The sequence below is a fragment of the Streptococcus halichoeri genome (assembly GCF_009870755.1).
Classification (GTDB): Bacteria; Bacillota; Bacilli; order Lactobacillales; family Streptococcaceae; genus Streptococcus; species Streptococcus halichoeri.
Map to the genome: position 1 here is coordinate 1 of NZ_WLZU01000021.1, position 19,620 is coordinate 19,620.

Here is a 19,620-nt window from a genome sequence, read left to right on the forward strand (position 1 = left end):
TGCAAAGGCCCTATATCTATAGATTTTAACACTTTAGGGGGTGTTTGTCATCACTTTCACAAAGAATTTGAAAATAGTTTTCGGATAACGCTTCCAATTCCCGAAAATTCCTTTTTTATGGTATAATATACATACTATATAGAGTTTTGACTAGAAAAGGAGCATTCCTTTAATGCAAGATACCAATTTAATAGATGTTAATTTAACTAGCGAGATGAAGACTAGTTTTATTGACTATGCTATGAGTGTTATTGTGGCTCGTGCGCTCCCGGATGTCCGAGATGGCTTAAAACCAGTCCATCGGCGGATTCTGTACGGCATGAATGAACTTGGTGTCACGCCTGATAAACCTCATAAAAAATCAGCTCGGATCACTGGGGATGTCATGGGTAAATATCATCCACACGGAGACTCTTCGATCTATGAAGCCATGGTCCGGATGGCTCAATGGTGGTCTTACCGTCATATGCTGGTTGATGGACATGGAAATTTTGGCTCCATGGATGGCGATGGCGCCGCTGCCCAACGGTATACCGAAGCACGCATGAGCAAAATTGCTCTTGAATTGCTGCGCGATATTAATAAAAATACAGTTGACTTTCAAGACAACTATGATGGCAATGAACGAGAGCCGTTAGTGTTGCCTGCTCGCTTCCCTAATCTCTTGGTAAATGGTGCCACAGGGATTGCGGTTGGAATGGCGACCAACATTCCTCCACATAACTTAGCAGAATCCATTGACGCGGTAAAATTAGTTATGGAAAATCCCGAGGTTACCACTCGTGATTTAATGGAAGTTCTTCCTGGACCTGATTTTCCAACAGGTGCCCTGGTTATGGGCCGCTCTGGCATTTACCGTGCTTATGATACTGGTAAGGGCTCAATCGTCCTACGCTCTCGCACAGAAATCGAAGTTTTGCCAAATGGTCGCGAGCGAATTATCGTATCTGAATTTCCATATGGTGTTAACAAGACCAAGGTTCACGAACATATCGTAAAATTAGCGCAAGAAAAGCGCATTGAGGGGATCACTGCTGTACGTGACGAATCTAACCGCGAAGGCGTCCGCTTTGTCATCGAAGTTAAACGCGAAGCATCGGCCAGCGTTATTTTAAATAATCTTTTTAAATTAACCAGTCTGCAAACAAATTTCAGCTTTAATATGCTGGCCATTGAAAAAGGTGTTCCTAAAATTCTGACCCTGCGTCAAATCATTGATAATTATATCGAACACCAAAAAGAAGTCATCACCCGCCGTACACAATTTGACAAAGACAAAGCCGAAGCGCGAGCTCATATTTTAGAAGGCTTATTGATTGCTCTAGACCACTTAGATGAAGTCATTACCATCATCCGTAATAGTCAAACAGACATCATTGCCCAAGCCGAATTAATAAATCGTTTTGCCTTATCAGAACGCCAAAGCCAAGCTATTCTTGATATGCGTTTGCGGCGTTTGACCGGTTTAGAACGCGATAAAATCCAATCAGAATATGATGAGTTATTAGCTTTGATTGCCGATTTAGCTGATATTCTGGCAAAGCCTGAACGCATCAAGGCCATTATCATCGAGGAGATGGACGACATCAAACGCAAGTATGGCAATCCGCGCCGCACAGAACTTATGGTTGGTGAAGTCCTCTCTCTCGAAGATGAAGACTTAATCGAAGAAGAAGATGTCTTAATTACACTATCTAACAAAGGTTATATCAAAAGACTCGCTCAAGATGAGTTCAGAGCCCAAAAACGAGGGGGCCGTGGTGTTCAGGGCACCGGTGTTAATGATGATGATTTTGTCAAAGAACTAGTATCAACTAGTACACATGATACGTTATTATTCTTTACGAATCTAGGACGTGTCTATCGCCTTAAGGCTTATGAAATTCCAGAATATGGCCGCACTGCCAAAGGTTTACCAATTGTCAATCTCTTAAAATTAGAAGAAGGCGAAACCATTCAAACCATTATCAATGCCCGTAAAGAAGAAGTAGCTGATAAACATTTCTTTTTCACTACACGTCAAGGGGTAATCAAACGGACCAAGTCTTCAGAATTTCAAAATATTCGTCAAAATGGCTTACGCGCCCTCAATCTCAAAGAAGGCGATGAACTGATTAATGTCTTATTGACAAATGGCTCTGAAGATATTATCATTGGTACAAAATATGGTTACTCTGTTCGCTTTAATGAAGCAAGCGCACGTATAATGGGCCGCTCAGCAACAGGTGTTCGAGGCGTGACCTTACGCGATGACGATTTAGTGGTAGGCGCGTCTCGCATCACAGATGACCAAGAAGTTCTTGTTATCACCGAACAAGGTTATGGAAAGCGCACCCGAGGCTCGGAATACCCCACAAAGGGGCGCGGTGGCAAGGGTATTAAGACAGCAAATATTACCTCAAAAAATGGCTATTTATCTGGTCTAGTAACCATTGATGGAAATGAAGACATCATGATTATTACAAACAAGGGTGTAATTATTCGTACCAATGTAGCTAATATTTCGCAATCAGGCCGAGCTACACTTGGAGTTCGGGTGATGCGATTGGATAAGCTCTCTTCAATTGTCACTTTTGCCCTTGTAGAACCTGAAAATAATGAAGCATCATTAGCTGCTAATCCAACAGAACATACCGACCTAACCAACCAAGAAAAGTCAAAGGACTATTAAAACATGGAAAAACGTACACACCGCAAACGCAAACCAAAGAAGCGCAAATGGCGCCACCGCTTAACTTCCTTACTTTCAATAATTTTGTTGTTGGTCGGGTTAGCTTTGCTCTTTAATAAGCCAATTCGCAATACCCTGATCGCTCGGAATTCGAATAAATATCAGGTGGCAAAAGTTACTAAAAAACAAATTGCCCAAAATAAAAAAGCAAAGAGCTCTTTTAACTTTGCCGAGGTCAAAGCAGTGAATTCTGAGGCCGTGTTGAGTGCTCAGATGTCTAAACAAAACTTACCTGTTATTGGAGGAATTGCCGTTCCTGATGTCAAAATTAATTTACCGATCTTCAAAGGTCTGGGTAATGCCGAGTTGATTTCTGGTGCTGGTACCATGAAAGAAAACCAGGTCATGGGCGGAGACAACAACTACGCTCTAGCCAGTCACCATATCTTTGGCATGGTTGGCTCCTCCAACATGCTTTTTTCCCCACTCGAAAGAGCTAAGGTTGGCATGCCTATCTACATTACCGACAAAGAAAATGTCTACCGCTATGATATTACCAGCGTTGATACCGTCACCCCCGACCGGGTTGATGTCATCAATGATACCCCTGGCTTAAAAGAAATCACTTTAGTGACTTGTACCGATATTGAAGCGAGCGAGCGGATTATTGTTAAAGGGATCTTAAAAGCAGAGTATTCCTTTGAAAAGGCTCCACAGGCTGTTGTCAAAGCTTTTTCTTACTCTTACAACCAAGTTGCTATTGAGTAAGCTAATCAAATCAAAAAAACAGGAGCATCTCCTGTTTTCTTTAGTTGGGAGAAAACTATGCATTTATCAGCTGTTCACCATATTGCTATCATTGTCTCTGATTATGAGCGCTCAAAAGCTTTTTATGTCGAGCAACTAGGCTTTGACATCATTCGAGAAAACCATCGCCCAGAGCGCCATGACTATAAACTCGATTTGAGATGCGGCGCGCTTGAGTTAGAGATTTTTGGTAATAAAAAAAGTGACCCCGCCTATCAGGCCCCACCAAAACGAATAGGGCAGCCAGAGTACGATAAAGAGGCCTGTGGCTTGCGCCATTTAGCCTTTCATGTTCAAAATATTGAAGCCTATGTGGCCGAATTAACCGCTAAAGGCATTCCTGTTGAACCTATTCGCACGGATGACTTCACCGGCGAGAAGATGACTTTTTTCTTTGATCCAGACGGCCTGCCTCTGGAATTACACGAATAGCACCACTCCATACCAAACTAACAACAAACAAAACTGTAGTTGAGGATGAGCTTTTCAACTTCTAATATCTTGTTAACAGCAGCTAGTAAATAGGCGCAAGAAGCCAACAAGTGAAATGTTTGACGTCACTTACATTTTCCGCTAAGCCCAAAAACCTTTAAAAAATTAAAGTCAATAGGCAGTCCTTAGGCTAACAGCAAGGTTGACAAATATTGAAATTCAAGATATACTTCACTGGTTAATCTAAATAGTCAGCTCAATAGTCATTTCAATCATTTCTTAAAAAGGAGTTTTAAAGTGAAACACTATAAAGTCAATTGGCGGCTTGTCTTAATCCTATGTTTATCCCTCCTCATCTTAGGAGGCTGTCAAAAGCCACAAAGTCAACCAAAGCAGGGATTGCGCATTGTTACCAGTTTTTATCCCATCTATGCTATGACCAAATATGTCTCTGGTGATCTTAATCAGATTCAGATGGTTCATTCCAACCGTGGAATCCATAATTTCGAACCTTCTGCCAGTGAGATTGCTGCTATCTATAAAGCAGATGCCTTTATTTACCATTCACACATCCTTGAGTCATGGGCCGGATCACTTGATGCCAGCGCCCATCATTCGAAAGTAAACATTTTCGAAGCCGCCACTCCCCTCAAACTCGCTAAAGTCCAAGGACTTGAAGACATCGAAGCCGGAAAGGGCATTGATCCTGCGACCCTTTATGACCCTCACACCTGGACAGATCCCATGTTAGCATCAGACGAAGCTCAGGCCATTGCCGATCAATTAAGCAAATGGGATCCCAAACATCAAGCAAGCTACCAAGCTAACGCTAACAAATTCAAGGCGCAAGCTCAGGCACTCACTGCTGACTATAAAACTAAGTTTGACAAAGTTGATCACAAAACCTTTGTCACCCAACATACAGCCTTTTCCTATTTAGCCAAGCGCTTCAATTTGGAACAACTGGGGATCTCAGGTATCAGTCCTGAGCAGGAACCAACAGCTCGCCAACTTAAGGAAATTCGAGATTTCATCAAAACCTATCACGTTAAAACCATTTTTGTCGAACAAAATGTTTCTCAAAAAATGGCTAAAACAGTGGCTCATTCTACAGGGGCTAAGCTAAAAACCTTGAGTCCTTTAGAAGTGGACCCGCAAAATAACAAATCCTATCTGGCTAATTTAGAAGATAACCTGGCTATTTTATATCAGGAACTAAAATAAGAAGGAGCACCAAATGAAGAAAAAAGTCATCCTAGCAAGCCTTGCTGTGCTGCTGGTTATTATCGGCTCAGGCTTTGCTTTTAAGTACTATCAAGCTAAAAATCACACAGATAACCAGGTTGACTACATCCAAGCCCCCAAAAAGTCGCAGCCAAGCCCTCAAAAAGCTGATGCCGACAAGACACCAGATGCAATCAACAAAGAAGAAGGCATCTCTGCTGAACAAATTGTCGTTAAATTAACCGATAAGGGCTATGTTACCTCACATGGTGATCACTACCATTATTACAATGGAAAAGTTCCTTATGACGCTTTAATCAGTGAAGACTTAATCATCAACGACCCCAACTATGCCTTTAAACAAACAGATGTCATTACTGATGTTAAAGATGGCTACATTATCAAAACAAATGGGAGTTATTACCTCTATCTCAAGGCAGACAGTAAACGGCAAAACATTCGCACCCCAGAAGAAATTGCTGAACAAGCTGCCAAAGGGACAAAAGAAGCTCACTCCTAGCTATCAGCTCGGTGCTCATTGCGTCTTACCATCTTGCCCCCAGCTAAATAGATAAATCAAGTCTTTAAAACCCAAAATCCCCTTACTGCAGAAGTAGCAATAAGGGGATTGTTTTTGATTTTCTAATCATGTTAAATATAAGCTAAGGCAAGAGCAAAGAGTAAAGCAGGCAACATATTAGCCACGCGCAGCCGTTTTCCCCAAACCAGGTTAAGTCCTACACAAAAAATTAAAATCGAGCCAATAAGCGAAATATTTGCCAAAGCCGTAACGGTCATATAAGGCTTCAAAAGTCGGGCCAAGCAAGTAATAAGTCCCTGCATGATAAAAACAGGAATCGCAGAAAACACAGCCCCTCGCCCCAGGGAGGTTGACATGATAATAATAATGATAAAATCAAGCACACTCTTTGTAACCAAAAGAGAGTAGTCGCCGGAAATACCATCTTGGATGGGACCAAGAATCGCCATTGCCCCTACACAAACGGTCAAAGTTGCAACTACAAAAGCATTGACAAAATCAGAATCCTTAGTATTACCCGAACGGACCTTTAGCCAGTGACCAAAACGCTCAAAAGATCCTTCAATATCAATGACCTCACCAACCAAGGCTCCAAGAGCTAAACAGCCAACAACCATCATACTTTGAGTGCTGGCTAAATTATCATGAGATAATTTCAACATGCCCGACATAGCACCCGAAATGCCGATAAAGAGCACACTAACTCCAGATGCCATAGTCAAACTTTCTTGATGCCGCTGATTCAAACGATCGCCCAAAAATTTCCCAATCACACCAGCCAAAATAATGGCACTCGTATCAATAATGGTACCTAAGGCAAACATAGTCGCTCCTTCTAAGGAAAATGTCCCAAAAACTATTATACGGTAGAAAGAGAGATAGTCAATCTATAGCACTCAAATGTTAGAAATCTTATGATTGTTAAGATTCAGATAATTTCAACCTTATTTCAAAAGCCCAGGCAACCCTATCAGCTGCTCTATTAGCACATTAATGGCATGATAGGGCTAAAACAAGAGCAGGGACAAAATGGTGGCAAGGCCAAGTCCTCCTAGTCATTGACTAGTTGTTGGTAATAGGATATAGTAAATAGAAATAGCTTGCTGCTCAACTGTTTGGGGCAATACGTTGTTTGAAAAGGCTTGTTGCTCAAAGCATTCAGCGCTCAAATGGCAGAGGAGGTTTAAGATGGTCATTAAAAAAATTGGTATTGTTTCACTTTCTTTGGGAATTTTGGGCGAGGATTTCGTCGCTCATGAGCGACATCTCGGTCTTTACCGCCTAAAAGCCATGGGCCTTGAGGTTGTTTTTTTACCAAATGCTCTAAATGGTTGCAAAGATCTTAAGGCGCACCCTGAAAAACGCGCAGCAGATTTACTAGCTGCTTTTGCAGATGATAGTATTGATTTGATTTTATGTGCGATCGGAGGAGATGATACCTATCGCCTCTTACCTTATTTATTTGAAAATAACCAGTTGGCTAAAGTAGCTACCCAAAAGCCTTTTCTTGGATTTTCCGATACAACTATGAACCATTTGATGCTTTATAAGCTTGGGCTTCATACTTTTTATGGGCAAGCCTTCTTACCGGACATCTGTGAGTTGTCTGCTGAGATGCTGCCCTACACAAAAAACTATTTTGCAGAGCTAGTAGAATCAGGCCGAATTACGCAAATCACGCCTAGTGAGCTGTGGTACACTGAACGCACGGATTTCTCAGAAGCAGGCCTTGGTCTTGCCATGCAAAGCCATCCCAATCAGGGATTTGAACACTTATCTGGGCCACCTATTTTCCAAGGTAAAATTTTAGGTGGCTGTCTTGAGTCCTTATATAGTCTCTTTGATAGAACTAAGCATCCAGATACAGTGCAAGTCTGCCAGCAGTATCACTTATTTCCTTCTTTGAAAGAATGGCAGGGGAAAATTTTGTTACTTGAAACCAGCGAAGAAAAGCCAAATCCCCGTTTATTTAGAAGGATGATTGTGACACTAAAAGACCACGGGCTCTTTGATGTCATCTCTGGTCTATTAGTAGGAAAGCCGCAGAACGAGACGTATTATCAGGACTATAAAACAATCTTGCTAGAAGAATTAGGCCCAAAAGGCCTACCTATACTGGCTAATATCAATGTCGGTCATGCCACACCCCGCTGTATCATTCCTTTTGGGATAGAAGCCCTAGTTGATGCTGATAAGCAGGTAATAACCTTTCAATGGGATTAACAGCTAAATAAAGAGCATTTCCGTCTAGTAAAACACTTCCAAGCATTTTCTTTGACAGAAAGGGAGTGCTCTTTTTATAATAGTAACTGTAAAAATTACACTTGGATTGGGAAAAGGATGAACCTTTATTTTAATATTGCCTGCCACGTTTTGACGTTTTTATTCAAGCATAGGGGAGAATCGTTTTCCTCGCAAGAAATCGCTAAGCGACTGTGTGTCAATCCTGTACAGTTGCGACAGGTCATGCGTGTCTTGGTGAAAGAAGGCTATGTTAGTGCCAAAAAAGGCAAGTATGGTGGTTACTCGGCTGTCAAAGACAGTGGTGAGCTTAGGCTTTCAGTTATTTTTCGCCTGTTTCGCCAGGTGTCTTTAGACTCACGGATTTTCACCGGTCAGCCTGATAGCGACTGTCTTGTGGCCCGCCATATGGGGGCTGTAATGGGAAGCTTTGCACAAGCTGAGTACCAGCAACTGGAAGTGTTTTATGCTAAGTATTGTATTAAACATATCTTAACAGAGATATTAGAGAGGGAGTCAGTCAATGAAAACCTATGATGTGATTGTTATTGGATTTGGCAAAGCCGGTAAAACCTTTGCTAAGCAAGCCAGCAAAAAGGGTAAGAAAGTAGCAGTGATTGAAAAAAGCCCACAAATGTATGGCGGAACCTGCATTAATATTGCCTGCATTCCCACCAAAGTCTTGGTCGAAGCAAGCCGTGAAGGCTTAAATTTCAAGCAAGCTTTGCAGCGCAAACAAGAAGTTGTCGCAGCCCTAAATCAAAAAAATTATCACCTCTTGGCTGATGATGATCAGATTGATGTGATTGATGGCTGGGCACGCTTTCAAAACGACAAGACGATTGCAGTTTATCAAGGTGATAAGCTCCTTGAAACGCTAACCGCTCCGTTCATCATCATTAATACAGGGGCAAAACCAAATATTCCAGACATTCCTGGGCTTAAAGAATCAGCTTTTGCCCACGATTCCACATCGATCATGACACTTGAGAGCCTTCCACAGCGTCTTGTCATTATTGGTGGCGGGTATATTTCCTTAGAATTTGCTTCTTTCTTTGCCACATTTGGCAGTCAGGTAACCATTCTTGAAAGCGGGGAACACTTGATGCCACGCGAGGATGCAGAGATTGTTGCGCAAGTTGAGCAAGATTTGACTGATGTGGGTATTAGCATTCATTATGGCGTGCAAACTACAGAAATAACGGATTTTTCTGGTTATGCCCAGGTTGCAACGTCACAAGGCGACTTTGCTGCGGATGCGATTTTAGTAGCAACTGGTCGAAGACCAAATACAGATCAGCTGGGACTTGAAAATACCGGCATTAAGCTTGGTCAGCATGGGGAAATTGCGGTTGATGATTATCTAGAAACGACAGTCCCTGGGGTTTATGCGGTTGGTGATGTCAAAGGCGGCCCACAGTTTACCTATATCTCCTTGGATGATTCACGCATTTTAGCAGATAAGATCTTTGGTGCTAAGGAGCGGTCCTTGGCCAATCGCGGTGCTGTTCCCTATGCTGTCTTTATGACACCAGTACTTGGCCGGGTTGGGCTAACGTATCAAGAAGCGGTGCAAGCCGGTTATGACGTCGTTGAAAACAAGGTAGCAGTTAAGCAGATGCCACGACACAAAATTAACAATGATGCGCGTGGTTTGTTTAAGGTTGTCATTAACAAACAAAACCACCAGATTTTAGGGGCTAGTCTCTATGGTGAAAACGCAGAAGAATTAATTAATGTAATTAAGATGGCCATTGATCAGCAGATACCTTATACTTACTTTCGTGATAATATCTTTACCCATCCAACGATGATAGAATCCTTCAATGATTTAATGGCAATTACTCTCTAAAGGCAGTTCTCTACACTATGCTTAGGAAAACATTAGGAATCATCCTTGTTAGCACTGGAATATCGCAGAGCATAAATGGATTAAAGCCCACACTAGACGCTGTTTCTGGTAGGGGCTTTTTCTTATGGGGATGCTTACCCAGTCATCACACTTACCACCTAGCTTTTTTGCTGCTCTAATGGCATAGCATCACAAGAGGAATTTATTTAAACACTGAGAAAAGGGCGATTCACGCTTGACAGCTTACCAACATTTTATTATAGTAATCTTGTTAGGTGTGCTTAATTATTTTATTATGCTCATCTAAACAAGTGAAAGAGAAATAGATGACTAATCGTAGATGCCATAATTGCTATAGGTTATTATACATTTTAATTTGCAGTAGTTGTTTACTAGTAAATGGCCAAAGCGTCCAAGCCACAGGGCAGGGGCAGTCTGGTATTGCTTCTAGCTTGGCTCACCCTCACCCGAAAGCAGCACAAGCATTAGAAAGTCTTTTCTTAAAGAACTCTCAGCCGATTTTGCCTAACTTATACCTCGCAAGAGACAAGGTGGTAGTGATGGCAGACAGTGCACAACTTTTCCGCAAGCAAAAGACAGCTTTATCAGAGTGTACAAATGGGCGTCTACCAAGTTCTTATGAACGAGCGACCACTCCAAAAGATCTAAAAAGAGCAAAGCAAGCCCCTCTCTTTAGCCACCAACATACAGCAAGGGAGAGAAGTCAGAGAAATACAGCTCCTCTTAACCTGTCTACTCAAGTTAGTTTGCCACTTAATCACGCCTTCCAAAATAAGCAAGTATCGCAGAAACCACAGCTACCCTACGCTGGTAATAATTGCTATCATTCCTTAGAACTTATTTTAGTAGGAATTATTGCTTGTTTAGCTGGTTTTCTTTGCTGGATAAGCCCCAAAAGGCATAACTAGTTTCCTATTTTTTGGCTTCACTATAATTCATGTCATCAAACCTATCTGACTTACTTGATCAAACTCTTACACCAAATTCTTTACATCCATTAAAGATCAAATAAGGATAGGTTTTTTGCTGTCAAAAAATTGACTGTATGCAGTATACGATTCCTTTTAAAAAGAAATCGTTAAAAACCTATCAAACAAGCAAAGCAACGATATAGGAACCTAATCGTCTGCATAGTCTGTGTTATGCTTAAGGTATTTCGGATGACACTTCCTAATATGAGTTTGAACACTGTTCATTAGAAGTCCTATGGGTATGGGGCTTTTTGTTTACACAAAAAAGGCCCTATAACCCCTGTGGTGGTATTACCCACTACAGAAATGATAGAGCCGGCTTTTGCTTTGAGTTTAGTCATTATTTAAAAGCTTATGGGGCCTTACTTGATACCTGCCATTAACTTTTCAATGCGTGGCACATAAAATAAGAGAATAAAACCAAAGGCAACTGTAATACCACCCATAATAGCATAGTAAAGCACTTCAGTGCCAGGTGTATAGAGTTTAACAATTTGTGCATTAATGGCTTGCGCAGCCGCATTACTCAAAAACCAAATAGACATCATTTGGGCCTGGAAAGCTTTGGGAGCTAATTTGCTTGTTGCAGACAAACCAACAGGTGAGATCAACATTTCACCCACAATAACAATCGCCCAACTAACTGTCAGCCATAGTGGACTAACCTTAGCATCAACACCAAACAACATACCAGGAAGCATCATCCAAAGAAAGGAAGCACCAGCAAAGAATAGCCCATATGCAAACTTCTTAGGAGATGAGGGCTGCTTTTCACCCCATTTAGCCCAAAGCCAGGCAAAGAAGGGAACATAAAGCATAATAAACAAGGGATTCATACTTTGAAAGTAACTTGAAGGAAAGTTCAGATGGTAACCAAAAAAGTTTAAGTAAAGACGCGTCTGTTCATCAGCAAACAAGGCCAAAACCACAGAGCCTTGCTCTTCAATTGACCAAAAAAGAATGGAAGCAATAAAAAGTGGGATATAAGACCAGACCCGCGAACGCTCTACTGATGTAATCTTGTCACTGCTTAAAATGTTGATGAAGTAAACAATCGGTATAGCAACCGCAATAACACTGAAGATATTAATAATAACCTCAATAGTTAGCATATCCATCACACCAAGGATAATAAGGCCAAGCCCTACAAGCCCAAGAATGACACCCACTTTTTTTAACAGAGTCACCTTTTCAGCCCTACTTAAGGGATCGTTGGGACGAAGGCTGTCTTTTGTGAGGTATTTTTTACCATCAATGACATATTGCAGTAAACCAAAGAACATACCTATGGCTGCCAAGGAAAAACCAAGGTGAAAATTAACTTCTTGCCCCAAGTAGCCAACTAACGCAGGAGCAATGAAGGCCCCTAAATTAATACCAAATACAAAAATGCTAAACCCTGCATCACGCCGAGCGTCATTTTCAGCATAGAGTCCACCAACCATCTCTGAAACATTAGGTTTTAATAAGCCTGTGCCAAAGATAATCAGACCAATAGAAATGAAGAGAGCCGTCTGACCAAATGGTGTTGCTAAGGCGATATGCCCAAACATAATTAAGATTCCACCATATAGAACAGTCCGACGACTTCCCAAGATGCGGTCGCTAATAAATCCACCAATAACAGACGATAAATAAACCAGAGAACCGTAAATGGCCATGATAGAAGCAGCAGTGGTTTTATCCATGCCAAGTCCACCTTGAGACACACTATAATACATGTAGTATAGCAAAATAGCCCGCATCCCATAGTATGAAAACCTTTCCCACATCTCAGTGAAGAAAAGCGTAGCTAACCCTCTTGGATGACCAAAGAAGGTTTTAGTATTATTATGATTCATAACATCTCTCTCCTTAAAATAACAGTACTTATCATAACGAAAAATGAGGTAATTGTCAATATACAGAAACTTTCATTAAATACTAATAGATTATTGGCGACTAAAAAGCCATCCCATCATTTTCATATACCAAGCGTACCAAAGGCTTTGATCAAAATCTAGTTTTTATCAGAAAAATAGGTAATTATATTAGAGCTAACCGTATCCGTCTAGACCAATGAAAAATTCAGAAACTAGCAAAGTGCACTTGAGCTCCCCGATGTTAATCACCCCTGCCCACCTTCTTATCAGCTCATTTCTTAAATGGTTTTCCCTCCTCAAAAGAGAATTTTAAAATAAAGGGGGCAATAATGGTTGATAGAATGACCACAATAACTAAGGACGAATACACAGCGTTAGAAATGATTTTAGCCGTTAAGCCAATTTGTACAATAATCAAGGCCATCTCACCCCGACTGACCATACCTCCACCAATTGTTAAGGAGTCACTATGATTAAATTTAAAACTCCGACCAACAAAATAAGCCGGCAGTAGCTTAGATAGCACCGCTAAAATTGTAAACAAGATAATAATCCAAATATGCCCCAAAACACCATCAAAACGAAGCGGCAGAGCTATCGAGGTAAAGAAAATAGGGATAAAAAAGGAATACCCCAAATGCGAGATAGCTTCTTCGATTACCATAACCTGCTTAGTTTGGCCAATTGCTAAGCCAGCGAAGAAGGAGCCAATGACAGCGCTCATTCCTACAGCGTCAGCCATCAGGGCAAAGGCAAAACAAATCAAAAGAGCAAGGTAGGATTCCATCTCAAAAAAGCGCAGCTTATCTACCAGCCTATAGAGCATAGGAATAAAGTATTTCACTGCTAGCAATAAGAAAACCAAGAAAAGAAACTGAGCAACCAGCTGCATAATGAGGTGTGGAGACGCACCACGACTTGAAACGAAAAAGCTCAAGAGAAGAACAGCCAAAATATCATCAGCAACAGCCGCACCTAAAATAACAGCACCAGTTCTTGTTTTTAGCTTGTGGTATTCTTGCAAAACTTCTACTGTAATCGAAACACTGGTTGCAGCAAAAACAATGCCATAAAATAGCGCCGTTTGAGTACTATAGCCGGTAGCTTTGGTCGTAAAATAGAAAATAACTAAAGGAAAAACGACTCCGGTTATGGCAACAAGAAGACTTGGCTTGAGATATTTTTTTAGCAATGCAAGATTAGCCTCAAGCCCTGCTAAAAACATTAATAAAATAACACCAATTTCAGATAGAAAGTGGATGATTTGACTTTGATGTACTAAATCGAGGAGCGTTGGACCCACAATGATACCAACCAGAAGCTGCCCAACAACAGCAGGTATTCCTATCCGCTTTGATACTAAAATCGCTAGCATACTGGAAAAGAGAATAACTGTTATTTCAAAAATGAGATGCATAGTTCCCTCGCTAGAATTATTATGATATGTCAGAATATTATAACATTAATCCTTCAAATACTATAGCAATGCGCTCACCGGTCCATCATGTGGACATGAAGCAAAACCAGCTAACACAAAATGATGACATGGATTTTCCCAATATAGTTATAACGTATATTTTCAGCGAATTTGCATGTCGCTACAGTTCTGAAATCAGCTTAATATCAGTGCTGTTACTAGAGCTAACAAGATACACAGCCTTAGATCAAGGATTATAAAAGTATTAATAGTTCCAAATACACAAAAATTTTGCCCGAGGAAAATATCCAAATGTCGTAGAAATAGTAAACAAGAATCATGAATTATGCGCATTTTGGCAAGATTCTTTTATAGCTTCTGATTATAGAGATACTAGAATAGATGAAATGAGAACAATTGAATTACTTGAAGGAATCAAGATAATTCAGGAATAACAGCCTACTGTAGTGGGGATAAAAGCGAAGAATTAGGAGCAAGCCAACTTGGTTTGCTCTAGTGTTTATCCTCAGTCACCCACTACAGAAATAAATGGGTCACTATTTTGCACACAATGGATAATGCGTCCATAAAAGAGCTAGCCAGCCTGGGATAAAAGTTCAAACTCAAATAAAAAAAGCAAATAAAAGTAGAGTTCCTGCTAATGGAAACCTACTTTTATTTGTGACATATTGGGTATTATTCCCACTCTACAGTTGCGGGTGGTTTGCTAGTAATATCATAGACAATACGGTTCACATGGTCAACCTCATTAACAATCCGTGTTGAGATTTTCTTAAGAACCGTCCATGGCAACTGAGCAAAGTCAGCAGTCATGCCATCAATTGAAGTGATAGCACGAATGGCAATGGTATAATCATACGTTCGACCATCTCCCATTACGCCAACGGAACGTACCCCTGTATTAACGGTGAAATATTGCCAGACATCGCGTTCTAGTCCGGCTTTAGCAATTTCCTCCCGTAAGATAGCATCTGATTCTCGAACAGTTTCTAATTTTTCTTCGGTGATGGCTCCCATTACTCGGATAGCCAGACCTGGTCCTGGGAAGGGTTGACGCCAGACAATATTTTCTGGCATGCCAAGAGCAACTCCAAGCGCACGAACTTCATCTTTAAAAAGAGTATTCAAAGGTTCGATAAGTTCAAATTGCATATCTTCAGGCAGACCACCGACATTGTGATGAGACTTAATAGTTTGCGCTGTTTCTGTACCTGATTCAATAATATCCGTATAGAGTGTTCCTTGTGCCAGGAAATCAACACCTTTAAGTTTGCTTGCTTCATCATCAAAAACGTAGACAAATTCATTCCCGATAATTTTACGCTTCTTCTCGGGATCCTCAACATTTGCAAGCAAGTCTAAGAAACGTTTTGCAGCATCAACACGAATAATATTGAGGCCAAACTTGCCACCAAGCATCCCCATTACCTGATCACCCTCATCTTTACGAAGAAGTCCATGATCCACAAAAATACAAGTCAACTGATCGCCAATAGCTTTTTGCAAGAGAACACCAACAACCGAGGAATCAACCCCACCTGATAAACCAAGTAAAACTTTGCGATCACCAACTTGCTTACGGATATTCTCAATTTGCATTTCAATAAAGTTATCCATGGTCCAATCACCACGAGCACCACAAATAATAAAGGCAAAATTTTTCAAAATGGCATTACCATAGACTGAATGACGAACTTCAGGATGAAATTGAATGCCGTAAAAGTTTTTAGTTGGATCTTCCATGGCAGCATAAGGACAATCATCTGAATCTCCGATGAGTTGAAAGCCCTCTGGAATCTCAGTGACTGCATCGCCATGACTCATCAAAACAAGTTGTTCTTCAGGTGTATCAGTAAATAATTTTGATGGCTTGCGCAAACGAAGCGTTGATTGGCCATATTCCCGATGGCCAGCCTGACCAGCTGGAACAACCTTCCCTCCAAGTTTATGCGTAATGAGTTGCATACCATAACAAATTCCTAAAATAGGAATACCTAGCTCAAAGATTTCGGGGTCAATGCTAAAAGCATCCTCAGCATACACAGAGTTAGGGCCGCCAGAGAGAACAATACCAATTGGATTAATATCGCGTAATTCTTGCGCAGAAATGGTATGGCTTTTCAATTCCGAAAAGACACCAAATTCTCGAATACGACGCGCAATCAATTGGTTATATTGACTACCATAATCAAGAACAATGATTTTTTGCACATCATTCAACAGTGAGATTTCAGTCATTATAATCCTTTCATTTACATCAGGCTTTCAGCCAGATGGTTGTCACTTCATTGTAGCATAAAAATGTTAATTTGACATTAGAATGCCCAGCTCTTTTTCCTGTAATGGCTCATTTAGAATCGCTCAGCTATTTCAGCAAGCAATCTGCTCTAAGTTAGCTAAGAAAAGGGAAAAGAATTTCATATTCTGCTTTGCTATTAAATATGATAAAATAGATTATCTGAGAAAATGGAGTTTGAGGAGATATTGCCTTATGTTACCCGCTTATATTAAAATCCACGATACACTCAAAAAGGATATTGACAAGGGCATTTGGCCGATTGGTCACCGATTGCCCAGTGAACGTGATCTGGCAGATGCATTTCAGGTTAGTCGAATGACACTACGACAAGCCATTACGCTTTTAGTTGAAGAGGGCATTTTGGAACGGCGCATTGGTAGTGGCACTTATGTGGCAAGCCATCGGGTCAGAGATAAGATGCGCGGAACAACCAGTTTCACCGAAATTGTCAATTCACAAGGAAAGACACCATCCTCAAAACTCTTATCATTCCAACGCCAAAGAGCTAGTGAAACAGAATTAAAGGAATTACAGTTGACGACTGATGAGTATGTGATCCGAATGGAGCGCATTCGCTATGCAGATAGTATTCCGCTGGTTTATGAAGTCGCTTCGATTCCAGAAAAATATATCAAAAATGTTAAGCGCCAAGATATTACAGAGCACTTTTTCAAAACACTTACTGCAAATGGCTATGAAATCGGCAAGAGCAAACAAACCATTTATGCTAAAATCGCTAGCGAGCGCGTGGCTTCTTATTTAGAAGTCTCAAAAGGTCATGCCATTTTAGCCTTAACTCAAATTTCGTATTTTACCAATGGCAGCGCATTTGAATATGTCCGTTCCCAATATGTCGGTGATCGCTTTGAATTCTATTTGGAAAATAATTAAGATATTTAAAGTATACAAGCAAAGCTTTTATATCTTATGTGAAAAACAACAAATTCATGCTTAACTATTTTGTCAACAGCACAATCGTAGTTAATGATTCAATTCCAAAAATAGTAAAGAAGAGCGAAGCGGCTAAACCTCTAACTGATGGGGCTAATTATCGTTTTGCTACTTGTTATTCTCCTTTTTATTATGGTAAAATGAAAACTATGGAAATCGAAAAAACGAATCGGATGAACGCTCTGTTTGAATTTTACGCAGCTTTACTGACTGACAAGCAAATGAATTATATTGAACTTTATTATGCAGATGACTACAGTCTAGCTGAGATTGCTGAGGAATTCGGAGTAAGTCGTCAAGCAGTCTACGACAATATCAAACGGACTGAAAAAATCCTTGAAGCCTATGAAATGAAATTGCACATGTATTCTGATTATATTGTACGAAGTCAAATTTTTGATAGTCTTTTAGAGCGATACCCCGATGATGCTTTTTTACAAGAAAACATTTCCCTACTAACCAGTATTGATAACAGAGATTAAGAGGTAGTATTTTATGGCATTTGAAAATTTAACCCAACGTTTACAAGGGGTTTTTAAAGATCTTCGAGGAAAGAAGAAATTATCGGAAAAAGAAGTGCAGGCTGTCACTAAGGAAATCCGATTAGCTCTATTGGAAGCCGATGTTGCTTTACCAGTAGTTAAAACCTTTATCAAGCGGGTACGTGAACGAGCTATTGGTCATGAAATCATTGATACGCTTGATCCTACCCAGCAAATCATCAAAATTGTTAATGAAGAGCTAACCGAACTTCTAGGCTCTGAAACAGCTTACATTGAAAAATCACCAAAAATTCCAACAATTATCATGATGGTTGGTTTGCAAGGTGCCGGGAAAACCACCTTTGCCGGAAAATTAGCCAACAAATTAATAAAAGAAGAAAGCGCACGGCCAATGATGATAGCAGCAGACATTTATCGCCCAGCTGCTATTGATCAACTAAAAACACTTGGTCAGCAAATTAATGTTCCTGTGTTTGATATGGGAACAGAGCACTCTGCAGTAGACATTGTGCGTCAAGGTTTGGAACAAGCACGAGCAAATCACAACGACTATGTTTTGATTGATACGGCAGGACGGCTGCAAATTGATGAAGCGTTGATGCAAGAATTGCGTGATGTTAAAAATCTCGCTCAACCAAATGAAATCCTTCTTGTTGTTGATAGCATGATTGGTCAAGAAGCTGCGAATGTTGCTGATGAGTTTAACAAACAATTAACCATTACAGGAGTGGTCTTAACTAAGATTGACGGTGATACCCGCGGCGGTGCAGCTCTTTCTATACGAGAAATCACTGGTAAACCGATCAAATTCACTGGTACTGGTGAAAAAATCATAGATATTGAAACCTTCCACCCTGATCGGATGTCAAGCCGAATTTTGGGGATGGGCGATCTTTTAACCTTAATTGAAAAAGCTAGCCAAGATTATGATGAGCAGCGTTCCCTTCAGCTAGCTGAAAAAATGCGGGAGAACACCTTTGATTTCAATGATTTCATTGAGCAGCTGGATCAAGTTCAAAACATGGGACCTATGGAAGATCTGCTAAAAATGATTCCCGGTATGGCTGCTAACCCTGCGCTAGCTAATATTAAAGTAGACCCTAAGCAAATTGCGCGTAAGCGGGCTATTGTATCATCAATGACTCCAGCTGAGCGCGAAAAACCTGAGTTACTCACCCCAAGTCGCCGGCGACGGATTGCCAATGGATCAGGGAATAGCTTTGTTGAAGTCAACAAATTTATCAAAGATTTCAACCAAGCTAAATCAATGATGCAAGGTGTTATGTCTGGCGATATGGAAAAAGCCATGAAGCAAATGGGTCTTAATCCTAACAATTTACCCAAGAATATGCCAAATATGAGCAAAGCTGATATGTCTGCTTTAGAAGGAATGATGGGGCAAGGTGGCATGCCTGACTTATCTGCCTTAGGTGGGGATATGGATATGGGCCAAATGTTCGGCGGTGGCATGAAGGGAAAATTCGGACAGTTTGCTATGAAACAAGCCATGAAGCGACAAGCTAATAAATTGAAAAAAGCTAAGAAAAAACGAAAATAATTCTATTCCATTTTACCTTTATAGCTAGCCTTGTCAGTGGTGACCAGACTAGCTTTTTGATTCTCTCATTTTGATTTTTCAGTTTACCATAAGCAAAGAGGGAATGATAACATTCTTTTCCTGCGACCATTAAGAAGAAATATCCTATCACATGTATAGCAAGGTCATATCAAAGAGGAAGCAGTAAGGTTAACGGCAAGGAAAATTTTGACAGCTTTATCCACTTTTGTTACAGCATTTCATGTTACA

General features: G+C 40.6%; 15 protein-coding genes. 11 read left to right on the forward strand and 4 right to left on the reverse strand.

Features of this window, described 5'->3' with window-relative positions; genetic code table 11:
• The first annotated feature begins 172 nt into the window (after window positions 1-172).
• The 5 genes from gyrA (at window position 173) to GWD08_RS06190 (ending at window position 5,654) form a co-directional block, all read left to right on the forward strand.
• Complete coding sequence (gene gyrA, locus GWD08_RS06170) at window positions 173-2,671, forward strand: DNA gyrase subunit A (RefSeq protein WP_159548163.1); 2,499 nt, start codon at window positions 173-175, stop codon at window positions 2,669-2,671.
• A gap of 3 nt (window positions 2,672-2,674) precedes the next feature.
• Window positions 2,675-3,439: a class A sortase gene (locus GWD08_RS06175; protein ID WP_159545213.1), complete on the forward strand. Its 765-nt coding sequence runs from the start codon at window positions 2,675-2,677 to the stop codon at window positions 3,437-3,439.
• A gap of 57 nt (window positions 3,440-3,496) precedes the next feature.
• Window positions 3,497-3,910, forward strand: a complete 414-nt coding sequence (gene gloA2, locus GWD08_RS06180; RefSeq protein WP_159548165.1) for an SMU1112c/YaeR family gloxylase I-like metalloprotein — start codon at window positions 3,497-3,499, stop codon at window positions 3,908-3,910.
• 297 nt (window positions 3,911-4,207) lie between these two features.
• Window positions 4,208-5,134, forward strand: a complete 927-nt coding sequence (locus tag GWD08_RS06185; protein WP_159548167.1) for a metal ABC transporter solute-binding protein, Zn/Mn family — start codon at window positions 4,208-4,210, stop codon at window positions 5,132-5,134.
• A gap of 13 nt (window positions 5,135-5,147) precedes the next feature.
• Window positions 5,148-5,654 carry a pneumococcal-type histidine triad protein gene (locus tag GWD08_RS06190; protein ID WP_159548170.1) on the forward strand — a complete coding sequence of 169 codons (507 nt, stop codon included), beginning with the start codon at window positions 5,148-5,150 and terminating at the stop codon, window positions 5,652-5,654.
• 131 nt (window positions 5,655-5,785) lie between these two features.
• On the opposite strand, the gene GWD08_RS06195 is transcribed toward GWD08_RS06190, so the two are convergent.
• On the reverse strand, window positions 5,786-6,499 hold the full coding sequence (locus GWD08_RS06195) for a DUF554 domain-containing protein (protein ID WP_159548172.1): 714 nt from the start codon (window positions 6,497-6,499) through the stop codon (window positions 5,786-5,788).
• Window positions 6,500-6,863: 364 nt separating this feature from the next.
• Between GWD08_RS06195 and GWD08_RS06200 the strand changes: the two genes are divergently transcribed.
• The 3 genes from GWD08_RS06200 (at window position 6,864) to merA (ending at window position 9,768) form a co-directional block, all read left to right on the forward strand.
• Complete coding sequence (locus tag GWD08_RS06200) at window positions 6,864-7,898, forward strand: S66 family peptidase (protein WP_159548174.1); 1,035 nt, start codon at window positions 6,864-6,866, stop codon at window positions 7,896-7,898.
• A gap of 117 nt (window positions 7,899-8,015) precedes the next feature.
• Window positions 8,016-8,453, forward strand: coding sequence for an RrF2 family transcriptional regulator (locus GWD08_RS06205; RefSeq protein ID WP_159548176.1), 438 nt, complete (start codon window positions 8,016-8,018; stop codon window positions 8,451-8,453).
• Window positions 8,440-9,768 (forward strand): hypothiocyanous acid reductase MerA, encoded by a 1,329-nt coding sequence (gene merA, locus GWD08_RS06210; protein ID WP_159548178.1) that lies wholly within the window; start codon window positions 8,440-8,442, stop codon window positions 9,766-9,768. The genes GWD08_RS06205 and merA overlap by 14 nt, the downstream gene beginning before the upstream one ends.
• Window positions 9,769-11,122: 1,354 nt before the next feature.
• On the opposite strand, the gene GWD08_RS06215 is transcribed toward merA, so the two are convergent.
• The 3 genes from GWD08_RS06215 to guaA form a co-directional block, all read right to left on the reverse strand.
• On the reverse strand, window positions 11,123-12,601 hold the full coding sequence (locus GWD08_RS06215; protein WP_159545197.1) for a peptide MFS transporter: 1,479 nt from the start codon (window positions 12,599-12,601) through the stop codon (window positions 11,123-11,125).
• 292 nt (window positions 12,602-12,893) lie between these two features.
• Complete coding sequence (locus GWD08_RS06220) at window positions 12,894-14,039, reverse strand: cation:proton antiporter (RefSeq protein ID WP_159564801.1); 1,146 nt, start codon at window positions 14,037-14,039, stop codon at window positions 12,894-12,896.
• A gap of 696 nt (window positions 14,040-14,735) precedes the next feature.
• Entirely contained in the window at window positions 14,736-16,298 is a 1,563-nt protein-coding gene (guaA, locus tag GWD08_RS06225; RefSeq protein WP_159564803.1) for a glutamine-hydrolyzing GMP synthase, read from the reverse strand.
• 253 nt (window positions 16,299-16,551) lie between these two features.
• On the opposite strand from guaA, the gene GWD08_RS06230 reads away from it, so the two are divergent.
• The 3 genes from GWD08_RS06230 (at window position 16,552) to ffh (ending at window position 19,371) form a co-directional block, all read left to right on the forward strand.
• On the forward strand, window positions 16,552-17,250 hold the full coding sequence (locus GWD08_RS06230; protein ID WP_159561465.1) for a GntR family transcriptional regulator: 699 nt from the start codon (window positions 16,552-16,554) through the stop codon (window positions 17,248-17,250).
• 209 nt (window positions 17,251-17,459) lie between these two features.
• On the forward strand, window positions 17,460-17,792 hold the full coding sequence (locus tag GWD08_RS06235; protein ID WP_159548186.1) for a putative DNA-binding protein: 333 nt from the start codon (window positions 17,460-17,462) through the stop codon (window positions 17,790-17,792).
• A gap of 13 nt (window positions 17,793-17,805) precedes the next feature.
• Window positions 17,806-19,371 carry a signal recognition particle protein gene (ffh, locus tag GWD08_RS06240; RefSeq protein WP_159564805.1) on the forward strand — a complete coding sequence of 522 codons (1,566 nt, stop codon included), beginning with the start codon at window positions 17,806-17,808 and terminating at the stop codon, window positions 19,369-19,371.
• Window positions 19,372-19,620: the final 249 nt, after the last annotated feature.